This is a genomic window from Staphylococcus sp. HMSC062H10, assembly GCF_001836945.1.
Lineage (GTDB): Bacteria > Bacillota > Bacilli > Staphylococcales > Staphylococcaceae > Staphylococcus > Staphylococcus aureus.
In genome coordinates, this window is the sequence record NZ_KV830993.1 from 20,039 (window position 1) to 33,564 (window position 13,526).

General features: G+C 32.2%; 14 protein-coding genes. 11 read left to right on the forward strand and 3 right to left on the reverse strand.

All coding sequences use genetic code 11. From position 1 onward, the window contains the following. Window positions 1-103 precede the first annotated feature (103 nt). Window positions 104-577, forward strand: coding sequence for a GyrI-like domain-containing protein (locus tag HMPREF2658_RS10705; protein WP_000456491.1), 474 nt, complete (start codon window positions 104-106; stop codon window positions 575-577). Between the two features lie 122 nt (window positions 578-699). Here the strand turns inward: HMPREF2658_RS10705 and HMPREF2658_RS10710 are convergent, their stop codons facing one another. From HMPREF2658_RS10710 to HMPREF2658_RS10720, 3 genes are all read right to left on the reverse strand, one after another. After that, window positions 700-1,911, reverse strand: coding sequence for a putative multidrug effflux MFS transporter TcaB (locus tag HMPREF2658_RS10710; RefSeq protein ID WP_001191975.1), 1,212 nt, complete (start codon window positions 1,909-1,911; stop codon window positions 700-702). Window positions 1,912-2,090: 179 nt separating this feature from the next. Further along, window positions 2,091-2,750, reverse strand: coding sequence for a membrane protein (locus HMPREF2658_RS10715; protein WP_000831298.1), 660 nt, complete (start codon window positions 2,748-2,750; stop codon window positions 2,091-2,093). Window positions 2,751-2,809: 59 nt separating this feature from the next. After that, on the reverse strand, window positions 2,810-3,952 hold the full coding sequence (locus tag HMPREF2658_RS10720; RefSeq protein ID WP_001176860.1) for a glycerate kinase: 1,143 nt from the start codon (window positions 3,950-3,952) through the stop codon (window positions 2,810-2,812). Between the two features lie 267 nt (window positions 3,953-4,219). On the opposite strand from HMPREF2658_RS10720, the gene gtxA reads away from it, so the two are divergent. From gtxA to HMPREF2658_RS10770, 10 genes are all read left to right on the forward strand, one after another. Continuing rightward, window positions 4,220-4,606 carry a flippase GtxA gene (gene gtxA / locus HMPREF2658_RS10725; RefSeq protein ID WP_000779354.1) on the forward strand — a complete coding sequence of 129 codons (387 nt, stop codon included), beginning with the start codon at window positions 4,220-4,222 and terminating at the stop codon, window positions 4,604-4,606. A 133-nt stretch (window positions 4,607-4,739) separates the two neighbouring features. After that, on the forward strand, window positions 4,740-4,847 hold the full coding sequence (locus HMPREF2658_RS10730; protein WP_000482647.1) for a type I toxin-antitoxin system Fst family toxin: 108 nt from the start codon (window positions 4,740-4,742) through the stop codon (window positions 4,845-4,847). A gap of 26 nt (window positions 4,848-4,873) precedes the next feature. After that, window positions 4,874-5,041 (forward strand): hypothetical protein, encoded by a 168-nt coding sequence (locus HMPREF2658_RS14730; RefSeq protein WP_000301894.1) that lies wholly within the window; start codon window positions 4,874-4,876, stop codon window positions 5,039-5,041. Between the two features lie 377 nt (window positions 5,042-5,418). Further along, a complete protein-coding gene (locus HMPREF2658_RS10735; protein ID WP_001064831.1) occupies window positions 5,419-7,158 on the forward strand; it encodes an ABC transporter ATP-binding protein in 1,740 nt (579 codons plus the stop codon). A 48-nt stretch (window positions 7,159-7,206) separates the two neighbouring features. Further along, window positions 7,207-8,940 carry an ABC transporter ATP-binding protein gene (locus HMPREF2658_RS10740; protein WP_000488492.1) on the forward strand — a complete coding sequence of 578 codons (1,734 nt, stop codon included), beginning with the start codon at window positions 7,207-7,209 and terminating at the stop codon, window positions 8,938-8,940. A 230-nt stretch (window positions 8,941-9,170) separates the two neighbouring features. Then, window positions 9,171-9,338 carry a hypothetical protein gene (locus HMPREF2658_RS10750; RefSeq protein ID WP_031785511.1) on the forward strand — a complete coding sequence of 56 codons (168 nt, stop codon included), beginning with the start codon at window positions 9,171-9,173 and terminating at the stop codon, window positions 9,336-9,338. Between the two features lie 54 nt (window positions 9,339-9,392). Next, window positions 9,393-10,079 carry a dethiobiotin synthase gene (gene bioD, locus HMPREF2658_RS10755; RefSeq protein ID WP_001217908.1) on the forward strand — a complete coding sequence of 229 codons (687 nt, stop codon included), beginning with the start codon at window positions 9,393-9,395 and terminating at the stop codon, window positions 10,077-10,079. Further along, on the forward strand, window positions 10,057-11,415 hold the full coding sequence (bioA, locus tag HMPREF2658_RS10760; RefSeq protein ID WP_001110067.1) for an adenosylmethionine--8-amino-7-oxononanoate transaminase: 1,359 nt from the start codon (window positions 10,057-10,059) through the stop codon (window positions 11,413-11,415). Before bioD ends, bioA begins: the two co-directional genes overlap by 23 nt. A gap of 1 nt (window position 11,416) precedes the next feature. Beyond that, window positions 11,417-12,424 carry a biotin synthase BioB gene (gene bioB, locus HMPREF2658_RS10765; RefSeq protein ID WP_001046647.1) on the forward strand — a complete coding sequence of 336 codons (1,008 nt, stop codon included), beginning with the start codon at window positions 11,417-11,419 and terminating at the stop codon, window positions 12,422-12,424. Continuing rightward, window positions 12,402-13,517 carry an aminotransferase class I/II-fold pyridoxal phosphate-dependent enzyme gene (locus HMPREF2658_RS10770; RefSeq protein WP_000971558.1) on the forward strand — a complete coding sequence of 372 codons (1,116 nt, stop codon included), beginning with the start codon at window positions 12,402-12,404 and terminating at the stop codon, window positions 13,515-13,517. Before bioB ends, HMPREF2658_RS10770 begins: the two co-directional genes overlap by 23 nt. Window positions 13,518-13,526 lie beyond the last annotated feature (9 nt).

Consider the following 13,526-nt stretch of genomic DNA (forward strand, 5'->3'; position numbering starts at 1 on the left):
CTCGCATTGATTCAATAAATATTTAATATAATTATATAGCGTCAATGCAAAATGTCCTAAACATATGTTTTACATGAGTGAATAAAATTAATGGAGTGATAAAATGGAATATCAATTACAACAACTTGCGTCGTTAACGTTAGTAGGTATTAAAGAAACGTATGAAAATGGACGACAGGCTCAGCAACATATAGCAGGGTTTTGGCAAAGATGTTATCAAGAGGGAGTAATTGCGGATTTACAGTTAAAAAATAATGGTGATTTAGCCGGGATACTTGGCTTATGTATACCTGAATTAGACGGTAAGATGTCATATATGATTGCAGTTACCGGAGATAATAGTGCTGATATTGAAAAATATGATGTCATAACATTAGCAAGTTCAAAGTATATGGTATTTGAAGCACAGGGCGCAGTACCTAAAGCAGTTCAACAAAAAATGGAAGAGGTTCATCACTACATACATCAATATCAAGCAGATACGGTAAAATCAGCACCATTTTTTGAGTTGTATCAGGATGGTGATACTACAAGTGGAAAATATATTACAGAAATTTGGATGCCTGTTAAAGGGTAATTGAATAGAAATGTACTTGATATGAAGGCGTAATTTTAGTTGAAGATTGGATCTCATAATTCATAAAGAAGAACCCCGACAAAGATAGATATCTTTGCCAGGGTTCTAATTATGTTGAAGTGTTATGCGACATGTTGCTTTTTAATCATTTTAAAGTAAATGATTTGTAGACTGACTAATAGAATGGCAGTAATGAAGATAATAATCATGTATGGTGATGTATTAAATTCGCCTTTTAAGCCAACTAGTGGTGCAACAGCACCACCTAAGATAAATTGGAATAAGCCAAGTAAACTTGATGCGTTACCACTGCCACCTGTTCGTTCTTCCATAGCCATTGTGAAACCAAGCGGTCCAATTGACGTCACAGGACACACATTTAAGAAGAATGCGATGAGTAAGACCCAAAGTGGTAAATGGAATGTAAGTGTCAGGATAATTAAAGCAACACCTACCACTTGTATAATAGTTAAAATGATTAATAATATGTGGCGATGTAATTTTTCTACTAATAAAGCAACGACTTGACTGACAATGATTAAACCTACACCGTTAACAGCAAACATGATACTAAATTGTTGAGGTGTCATATTATATAATTTTTGAGTAATAAATGGCGATGCAGATGAATAACTAAATAGCATTACATAAGTTAAACCTTGTAATAACATTGGAATAATAAATGCTGGTTTTTTCAAAAGACCTCCAAAGTCTTTAATGACGCTACTAAAATTCACCTGCTTTAATTCATCTTTAGATGTTTTAGGTAATTGAGAAGCGACGCCAATTAAAATGATGAGTGCCACAATTGTTAAAATTGTAAAAATAGAACGCCATGTTGCTACGGATAAAGCTAATCCACCGGCTAATGGTGCAAGAATAGTGATGATGCCATTAACTACCATTAAAGATGCTAAAAATTTAGCGAGTGCGTTGCCACTAAATTTATCACCAGCAGAGGCTTTGGCAATAACGATGACACCACCACCTGTCAAACCTTGAATAAATCGTAAAGTTAAGAATAATGGCAATTGATCAACAAACATAGACAAACCTGATGCCAAAATGAAAATGATTAAAATGGATACAGCAATGCGTTTGCGACCAAAAGCATCGGATAAAGGTCCAAAGATAAATTGGCCTAGTGCAAGACCAATCATTGTGAATGATAATGTTAATTGAATTTCTGATGTAGTAGAACCAAAATCACCTTGCACTTTAGGTAATGATGGTACGTACATATCTATAGTTAGAGGGCCAAAAGCTGTCATGACACCTAACGTGATTAACAATAAAAATGAAAATTGCTTCGTTTTGGAACTCGAAGATTGCATAAACAGACTCCTTAATTTATATAATTATGTAAATTATATACGTTTTATGTGCATTTGTATGTAGTTAGAATATAAGTTTATATAAAAAGTCCTATACTCGCAATGTATCATCATTAATAACGTAGTGATACAGATAAAGTATAGGACTTAATGTTTATCATCAAAAGCAGGTTTAATATTTAATTAGCGCCACCATTGTCATCTTTAAATAAGCTTTCTAATTTAGATTTAATACTGTCGAATTTTGTATTAATATCATTTAACATGCTTTCAATTTTACCTTGGCTTGCATTGTTTTTAAGTGCATTATTTGCCTCTGTCAATTTGTTGATTTGGTCTTGATAAAATTGAGTTAGCTTAGAATCAGCTTTGTTTTGTTCTTGCTGCTTCAAGTTGTCGATTTGATTTTGTAAATTTTTAATAATGTCATCAGTTTTTTGGTTGTTTTTAATATTTTCTTTAGCATTATCGACTTGCTGGTTAATTTGGCCGTCTTGATTTTCAACTTGTTTTTTATAATTTTGAGAGACTTTAGGGTCATTACTAACTTTATCGCTATCATTGTTAAGTAAGGCGCGTGTGACAAAAATAGCGACAATAATTAAGAGAATGGCAATAATGATATATAACCACTTTTTTGAACGGCGGGATTTCTCGTTTTCTTCTTCAAGAATTTGTTCTCTTCGATAATCTCTACCGTTATAGTATCGTTCCGGGTGTTCTTCAGGATCGCCTTTAGCATATTGTTGTCTATACGATGCGTCTTCAGATTGACGACGATGATTTTGGTTTTGATTGTCGTATTGATATGAATCACGGTATTTATCAGTTCTTTTCATGGGTTTCACCTCATCCAAGTTTTAACTGCAAATAATAAAGCTGATGATTTACTTTGACATTATTGTAATTTCAGAATACGAGCAATGTCAGTTGCAGTGTTTAATAAATTTTGTTCGCTATTTTGTAGGACATCTTCTAAAGTGCTAGGTGAAGAGATTATAGAATAGGCACTATCAATACCGAAATCGTAAACATGTTGATAATTTTCGCCTAGACTGCCACAAATCGCGATGACAGGAATATGATATTGTTTTGCAGCTAACGCAACGCCTACGGGTGTTTTGCCAAAGATGGTCTGATAATCCATGCGTCCTTCTCCAGTAATAACGAGGTCTGCATCTTTAATTCTTTGATGAAAATCTGTAATGTCAAAGATGACATCAATACCTTTTGTTAAAGTTGTCTCACAAAACGCTAATAATGCTGCGCCCATACCGCCAGCTGCACCAGAACCTGGTATTTGATTAACGGACTTTCCTGTGCACATTTTTATCTTATCATGATAATGCGACATTGCGAAATCCAACTTTGGTATCATCTTTGCATCAGCACCTTTTTGAGGACCATAAATATAGGTAGCACCATTTTCACCCAATAAAGGATTTGAAACATCGCAGGCCACTTTAAAGGTCACTTCTTTTAATCGCGAATCTAGATTGGTTATATCGATTTGTGCAATGTGAGCAAGATTAGCACCATTCATTTGTAATAAGTCCCCGTTTACATCAGTAAACTTTACGCCTAGTGCACTTAGCATACCTGTACCACCATCATTTGTTGCACTGCCACCAATCCCTAAAATAATGGTCTTAGCACCATGATTTAATGCATCTTTAATTAGTTCACCGGTACCATATGATGATGTGTATAAAGGATTACGTTCCTCTTTTTCTAATAAATCCAAACCTGACGCTGCTGCCATTTCAATAATTGCAATTTGTTGTTCGTCTGCGCGTGCATAACATGCTTCAATAGGTCGCATTAAAGGGTCATTAACGATGACTGTATACTTAGTAGCACCTGTTGCATGCATTAAAGCATCTGTGGTACCTTCACCACCATCAGCCATCGGAATGATATCATAATGAAGGGTATTCCCATAAACATTAGTAAATGCCTGTTTTATAATATTGCCAACTTGCTGTGCGGTCATACTTTCCTTAAATGAGTCAGGAGCGATGACAATTTTTTGTAATTGCATAGTAGACATCCTCTCATTACTGTTGTCGCTCTTATTGTATATAAAATTACTAGTGAACTAAAGTAATCTCTATAGTGCTAATGAGTCGCGCGATAAATCAGTTACATTATAATGTCGTATAAGGATGAGGGGAAAGAGACTAAATTTGCTGTGAAAGGGTATAAAAACTGAAATAAGTATATTTGAAGAGAAGCGGATTGGCTCGCATATTCGAGTATGTTGGAGAACGCAGTTATACATATATTTTGATGTTGAGGAGTTACACATATGAAACTAACACAAACGCATGCTGAAATTTTAAAATTTATCATTGTTGGCGGTATTAATACGTTAAATTATTATGTTGTCTATTTATTGCTGTTAAAATTATTACACATTGAATATATGATTAGTCATATTACCGGATTTATAGTCGCTTTTGTGATTTCGTATTATTTGAATTGTTATTTTGTTTACAGGGTAAAACCTACTTGGAGAAAATTCATTAGTTTTCCAATTACGCAGATTGTCAACGTAAGCTTACAAACAGTTTTATTATATGTATTTGTATCCTGGCTAAATTTGCCAGCAGAAATTGCACCATTTGCTGGTTTAATTATTACGATACCCATCACATTTGTATTATCTAAATGGATTTTAAAAGATAGTAATTAAAGTAGCGTAAACCACTAAAAAACGCTTTACTCGAACTTTAATATTGCGTGAAATATAATAAATAAATGATATAATATAATGGTCGCCTAACATCTCGGGCGTTACTTTAACGCAGAGAGGAGGTGTATGACGGATGTTCAATTTATTAATTGACATCATGACTTCAGCTTTAAGCGGCTGTCTTGTTGCGTTTTTTGCACATTGGTTACGAACGCGCAACAATAAAAAAGGTGACAAATAACCAACACCTAAATAAATCCCCTCACTATGGCAGTAGTGAGGGGATTTGGTGTATTTAGATGTTCAATTTATTATGTAACTAATTATAGCATTGATGAACAAGGTGTGCAATGTATTTTCACAATATTACAATTAATGAATTTAATTATATTAGAATTAAGTATTTTGGAAAATGATTTAATAGTTGAGTTATAGGATCATTAGATAAAGAGAATAATCAATTATTGAGAGCTTGGGGCGGGCCCCAACACAGAGTATTTCTTATGCATGAGTTTTACTCATATATTCCTATTTTTAAGTACATATTAGCTGTGGCTAAGGATAAAGAACCACTACATAATAAATCATTAGTAGCTCTTTATCATTTCTACCCCATAACCTTGTGAATTTTTAAAAGAAATATGTCACAAATCCATGTGACATTGATAATCGTTATCAACTGATATATGATGTACTTGTAATAAGTATTAATTTTTAACAAATAACAAATTTATATTATGTATATCATCCAGTGAAATAAATAATATAAGCGGCTTAATTTAGATTATTAATTGAAAGGAGTTACATATACGATGAACAATCAGACAAATTGGATAAAGATACTCAGCGGATTTGCTTCTGATAGTAAATGGAAAATTATGTTATCAATTTTGTTGTCTATCATCAGTGTCTTTTCTGGATTAGTTCCATATTGGGCAGTCTTTAAAATTATTTTAATGATGATTAACAATGCATATACGATTAATTCGATTATGGTTTATACCTTTATTGCTTTAATCGCTTATATTTCACAAGTGTGTTGTTTTGGAGCGTCAACGATGCTATCACATATTACGGCATATGAAATTTTATCTGAAATTCGTAAAAAATTAGCTCGAAAATTAATGCATCTACCTTTAGGGGTAGTAGAGTCTAAGAAAATCGGTGAATTAAAAAATATATTTGTCGATAAGGTCGAAACAATAGAATTACCTTTAGCACATATGATTCCTGAAGTTATAGGAAACTTACTTTTGTCAGCTGCTATCTTTTTATACATAATGCTTATTGATTGGCGTATGGCTTGTGCCTTATTAGTAACTATACCAATTGCGTTGTTTGCCTTTAACAAATTAATGTCTGGATTTAATGAGACATATGCAAAACAAATGCAATCGAATAATTATATGAATAGCGCCATTGTTGAATATATTGAAGGTATTGAGGTAATTAAAACATTTAATCAATCTCAAAGCTCGTATAAAAAATATCAAGATGCAGTAGATAATTATAAAATACATACTTTAAATTGGTTTAAAAATACATGGGGGTATATGAATTTAGGAGCTAGTGTATTACCTTCAACATTTTTAGGGATTTTACCGGTCGGCATGTATTTGATATCTATCAACCAATTAAACTATGCGGAATTTTTCCTATGCATCGTATTATCTTTAGGTGTAGTAGCACCGATTAAGAATTTTACTAATTATGTGAATCATTTAAAATCAATCCAATACGCATTAACTGAAGTAAATCAAATATTAATCTTAGAAGAGTTAGCATTGTCATCACGATTTATGGAACCTCAAAGTTATGAAATTGCTTTTAATAATGTTGGCTTTTCATATACAAATGATAAGGACGAAAGAGTCTTTAAGAATCTATCATTTACGGTACCAGAAAATCATTTTACAGCGATTGTTGGGGAATCTGGTAGTGGTAAGTCAACTATAGCTAAGCTCATATCAAGGTACTGGGATGTAACGACTGGAGAAATCACGATTGGTAATGTAAACATAAAAAATATAGAACCAAAGCAACTTAACGAATTAGTTGGTTATGTAGGACAAGATAACTTCTTATTAAATCTTACTTTTAAAGAAAATATTAAATTAGGTAATCCAGAGGCTAGTGATGATGCGGTTGTAAAAGCTGCCAAGTTAGCACAATGTCATGAATTTATCAAAAAGTTACCAGAGGGATACGATACGAATGTAGGTTCAGTTGGCGATAAGTTATCAGGTGGAGAAAAACAACGTGTCACTATCGCAAGAATGATATTAAAAGATGCACCTATCATCGTGTTAGATGAAGCTACTGCTTATGTCGATCCAGATAGTGAACAAAAAATTCAAGAAGCATTAAATGTGTTGACGCAGGATAAAACATTGATTGTTATTGCACATCGGTTATCTACGATTCAACATGCAGATCAAATTATTGTATTAGGTAATCAACAAATTTTGGAGAAAGGCTCACATCAATTGTTACTAAAATTAGAAGCTCATTACAAAAATATGTGGGATATGCATATGCATACAAAAGACTGAGGTATCAATACCGAAAGTAATTAAGTTGATGAGTAAAGGAGGTTAAACATGTTTAGGATTACATTTAAGATTTTAAATTGGGTATCGCCATATAAAACAAGGATGATTTTAGGATTTATCATGTCATTTTTAAATGCAATATTTATTGCACTGCCTATTTTTTTGGCTTCACAAATATTTAATAATGTAGTATCTCATAAATCTATATATGGAAAAGATATTTTTAATGTTGTAATCATCATGATTATATTAGTACTTGGTCGGTTTATTACAGCATATTTGAAAAGTAAAAATCAGGAAAGTATTGCTTATGAAATGAGTGCGAATGAACGTTTAAATATTGGTAATAAATTAAAAAACGTTCCCTTAGGATATTTTAATACGCATCACTCAAATGAGTTAACAACTATTGTTACTACAGATTTAACATTTCTAGAAAACTTTGCCATGAAAATGGTGGATATTGTCATTAATGGATACATATTAATTTCAGTACTTATCTTGTCTTTATTGGTCGTATCATGGCAAGTAGCATTATTAGCATGCATTGGTGTATTATTATCATTTTTAACTATTCAATTATTGGAAAACAAGAGTAAAAAAAATGCGCCAACGTATCATTATGCACAAAATCAATTAATTGAAAAAGTGGTAGAAGTTATCCGTGGCATTCAAGTGATTAAATCATTCTCGAAAGAAAATGCAAGTCTTAGAAGTTTTAATCGAGCTGTTAATGAGAGTAAACGTGTTAATACAAAAATTGAAATGCAGTACATTCCATTTAATTTACTACATTTACTTAGTTTGAAAGTTACTTCGATATTAATTGTGTTAGTTGCGTGCTTATTATTTATACATAATAGTATTGATTTACCTACATTCATTATGATTTCAATTTTTTCATTTGTAATTTTTGATAGTGTTGAAAATATTAATAGTGCAGCACACGTACTCGAAATAATTGATATGACATTAGAAGACATTGAAAAGATAAAAAGTGCGCCAGAGTTAGATAAGAAGGGAAAAGATTTAACGATTGAAAATGATGATATCGCTTTTGAAAATGTGAATTTTTCATATGATGACAAACAGGTGATAAAGAATGTAAGTTTTGACATTGCTGCAAACACTTCAACAGCTATCGTCGGGCCATCTGGAAGTGGAAAATCTACTTTATGTCATTTACTTTTACGCTTTTACGATGTTAATGATGGATTTATACGTATTGGTGGTATTGATATTAAAGATTTGAAATTAAGTTCGCTGATGTCACAAATTAGTGCAGTATTTCAAAAGGTATATTTATTTAATGACACGATTGAAAATAATATATTATTTGGTAATCCAGATGCGACGGAAGAAGAAGTCATTCGTGCAGCAAAACAGGCATGTTGTCATGATTTCATAATGAAGTTACCTGATGGATATAAAACAGTATTACATGAAAAAGGCAATAATTTATCTGGTGGAGAAAGACAGAGAATTTCTATCGCGCGGGCAATTTTGAAAGATGCACCAATTATTATTTTAGATGAAGCAACAGCAAGTATTGATCCTGAAAACGAACAGCTGATTCAAACGGCAATTAATGAATTAAGTAAAGGCAAAACAGTAATTACAATTGCACATAAACTTGAAACTATTAAAAATGCAGATCAGATTATAGTGCTCAATGAAGGTGAAATAATTCAAAAAGGTAGTCATGATGAATTAATTCGAAAACCAGGAATGTATCAAGACTTTATAAGAATAAAAAGTAAATCAGCAGGCTGGAAATTATAAATAATAGTTTAATATGGAATCAGAATTTGGAAATAAAAAGGGTGATAGATAATCAACAGCAAAATAAATCCCATCACTAGGGCAATAGTGAGGGGATTTAGTGTATTTAGATGTTCAATTTATTATGTAACTAATTATAGCATTGATGAACAAGGCGCTCAACGTAATATTACAATTAATGGATTGTTTCACAACATGGTAAAGCTAGGAAGTCTTTTTATTAAGAAATAATGCAATTATTAATTTTAACTGACATATTTTATCGAATCGCTGTTTATATCTGCCCGAATTTCGTAAGAAGCCTTAGTCATTTCAATAGCAAGGTCAAAATTTTGCCAAAATTTATAGTTATACTGAGAAGTTTAAATTTATGTTTTCTTGAAAAACACACGCCTTAAATGTAAACTTATTAATTATAAAAGTTTACATTTGGATTGAGGTGCTTATTTTTTATGAGGATTTTTATTACAAGTACGAATACTGATGTAGGCAAAACCTATGTTACAAAGCATTTATACCATGCTTTGAAAAGACGTGGTCATCGTGTTTGTGTTTTTAAACCATTTCAAACTGAGGAACGCCAAGACGGGACGTTTCCAGATTTAGAAGTATTTAAAAATGAATGTGATTTAAGCTATGACATAACGTCACTTTATACTTTTAAGCAACCTGTATCACCACACCTTGCATTTAAAATGGCAGATCAAATTTTTCTAAATAAGCAGCGTGTATTAGATAAGGTAAAAGTTTTAGATAAGGAATTTGATTTTATCTTAGTTGAGGGTGCTGGGGGAATTGGCGTACCAATATATGAAGATACAGATGATTTCTACATGACTAAAGATCTAATCAATGATTGTGCAGATTGTGTCATCAGTGTGTTGCCATCAAAATTAGGTGCTATTAGCGATGCCATTGTTCACCAAGATTATGTTAATCAGAATGTATCGGTGAATAATTTTTTAATCATGAATCGCTATACAGACAGCTATATTGAAAAAGACAATCAAATGACGATTGAAAAATTAACAAATAAAACAGTCTATACATTTGAAGAACATGCCACGTATGAAAATTTCTCAGAAGCATTTTTAAAACAATTAATAGGAGTTAAAAATGAATTACACACAACAACTTAAACAAAAAGACTCAGAATATGTTTGGCATCCATTTACACAAATGGGTGTATATAGCAAAGAAGAAGCAATCATCATTGAAAAAGGAAAGGGTAGTTACCTTTACGATACGAATGGCAATAAATATTTAGATGGTTATGCATCCTTGTGGGTCAATGTGCATGGTCATAATAATAAGTACTTGAATAAGGTAATTAAAAAGCAACTCAATAAAATTGCCCATTCTACGCTGCTAGGATCATCAAATATTCCGTCAATAGAACTTGCGGAAAAATTAATCGAAATCACGCCAAGTAATTTAAGAAAAGTATTTTATTCTGATACAGGCAGTGCGTCTGTTGAAATCGCAATAAAGATGGCATATCAGTATTGGAAAAATATTGATAGAGAAAAATATGCCAAGAAAAACAAGTTCATAACACTAAATCACGGCTATCATGGCGATACGATTGGTGCGGTAAGTGTTGGTGGTATCAAGACCTTTCATAAAATATTTAAAGACTTAATATTTGAGAATATTCAAGTAGAAAGCCCATCTTTCTATCGCAGTAATTACGATACTGAAAATGAAATGATGACAGCTATTTTAACGAATATAGAGCAAATTCTAATTGAAAGAAATGATGAAATCGCAGGGTTTATATTGGAACCGTTGATTCAAGGTGCGACAGGCTTGTTTGTTCATCCTAAAGGCTTTTTGAAAGAAGTCGAGAAATTGTGCAAAAAATACGATGTCTTATTAATTTGTGATGAGGTAGCAGTTGGTTTTGGAAGAACTGGAAAGATGTTTGCATGTAATCATGAAGATGTTCAACCGGATATTATGTGTTTAGGTAAGGCGATTACAGGTGGCTACTTACCACTTGCAGCTACATTGACATCTCAAAAAATATACAATGCATTTTTAAGTGATTCGCACGGTGTGAATACCTTTTTCCATGGTCATACATACACCGGAAATCAAATCGTTTGTACGGTTGCTTTAGAAAATATAAGACTTTATGAAAAATGTAAGTTATTGTCGCATATAGAAACGACTTCATCAACACTTGAGAAACAGTTACATGCGCTGAAGCGTCATCGAAATGTTGGTGATGTAAGAGGACGAGGCTTAATGTTTGGCGTTGAATTAGTTACAGATAAAGATAGTAAAACGCCGTTAGAAATTGAAAAAGTTGAACGTATTGTACGTAATTGTAAAGAAAACGGGCTAATGATTAGAAATTTAGAAAATGTCATTACGTTTGTGCCACTGTTAAGTATGTCAAATAAAGAAGTGAAAACGATGGTACGTATTTTTAAAAAGGCAGTACATAACATTTTAGATAGGAAGTGTTAATATGAATTTGGCTAAACGCATATTACAAGGGGAACAATTAACAAAAGAGACTGTATTGAAAATTTATGAGGATACTAATATTGATACCTTAGATTTATTAAATGAGGCGTATATTTTAAGAAAACATTATTTCGGTAAAAAAGTAAAATTAAACATGATTTTAAATGCCAAAAGTGGGATATGTCCTGAAAACTGTGGTTACTGTGGACAATCACGAGATATTAAACAAAAACAGCGATATGCCTTAATTCCAGAAGAACAAATTATTGATGGTGCGAAAGTGGCACATGACAATCATATTGGTACCTATTGTATTGTTATGAGTGGTAGAGGCCCAAGTGATAAAGAGGTAGATCACATTAGTAATACAGTAAGAACGATTAAGTCACAACACCCACAATTGAAAATATGTGCATGTTTAGGATTAACGAATGACGAACAAGCTAAGAAACTTAAGTCAGCTGGTGTAGACAGATATAACCACAATATTAATACAAGTGAAAATTACCATGATAACGTCGTGACAACGCATAGTTATAAAGATAGAACAGATACGATAGAACTAATGAAAGCGAATAATATATCACCATGTTCAGGCGTGATTTGTGGTATGGGAGAATCTAATCAAGATATTGTTGATATGGCATTTGCTTTGAAAGAAATGGATGCCGACAGTATTCCGATTAATTTTTTACATCCAATCAAAGGCACAAAGTTTGGAAGCATGGATGATTTAACACCAATGAAATGTTTAAGAATCGTAGCATTATTCCGATTAATCAATCCTACGAAAGAAATTCGTATTGCTGGAGGAAGAGAGGTCAACTTACGTTCGTTACAGCCATTAGCATTAAAAGCGGCGAATTCAATATTTGTCGGTGATTATCTAATTACTGGTGGACAACCGAACCAATTAGACTACGATATGATTAATGATTTGGGCTTTGAAATTGATTATGGCACTTGTGAAAATAAGGAAAACAAGAATGATGTTTCAAGAGCAAATTGATTTATTACAACAGAAAGGGTTATATCGGTCTCTTAAAACGGTAGGGTATATAGATAGACAGTATATTGAAGTAGAAAATCAACGATGTACGAACTATACATCTAATGATTATTTAGGATTAGGTCAAATAGCGTTTGATAAGAATGATTTCGAAAAATTTATGCGGAAGTATAGTTATCACTTATCAAGTTCAAGATTAATTAGTGGAAGTTCGGCAGCTTATGAAGAGATTGAAACAATGTTAGCAGGTTGGCTCGGATATAGTGCATGTACCATCTTAAATAGTGGTTATGATGCTAATTTGACGTTATTTAATATTTTCAAAAATACAAATTGTGTCGTGTTTTCAGATCAAGAAAATCATGCGAGTATTATTGACGGTATTAAGTTAAGTGGTTTAGAAAAAGTGATATATAAGCATTTAGATATTGCTGATTTAGAAAAAAGGTTAGCGGAATGCCCTAATCAAAATATACAAAAAATAATCATATCTGATAGTGTATTTTCAACGAATGGCGACGTTGTGGATATTGGTCAATTAGTCTCATTAAAACATAAATATAACGCAACACTGATACTCGATGTTTCACATAGTTTTGGAATAGAGAATTACTCGAATTATCAAGGCGTAGATATACTCACTTCTAGTTTGTCTAAAGCATGTGGTGCATACGGGGGTGTGATTTTAAGTTCAAATGATGTGAAGGATATGTTAATTAATCACGGTAGACCACTTATCTACTCAAGTAGTTTGCCAATTTATAATTTGTATTTTATAAAAAGAAATATTGAAAAGTTAATAAATGCTGATGATAGACGCACTAAATTAAATAGTTTGAGTAAATATTTTAACCAAAAGTTAAAATCACTCAATGTTAATTATAATAGTTCAAACTCGCCGATTAAGTTTATTGAGTTTGATGACATAGAAGCGGCTGAGAACATTCATCAAATATTATTAAAGCATCATGTGTTTACAAGTTATTTAAGGTATCCAACTGTGACTAAGCCAATGTTAAGAATATCATTGTCATATTTTCATACTGAACAAGATATAGATAGGTTGTTTGAAATTTTGCATCAAGAAGATTGAGGTGATCGT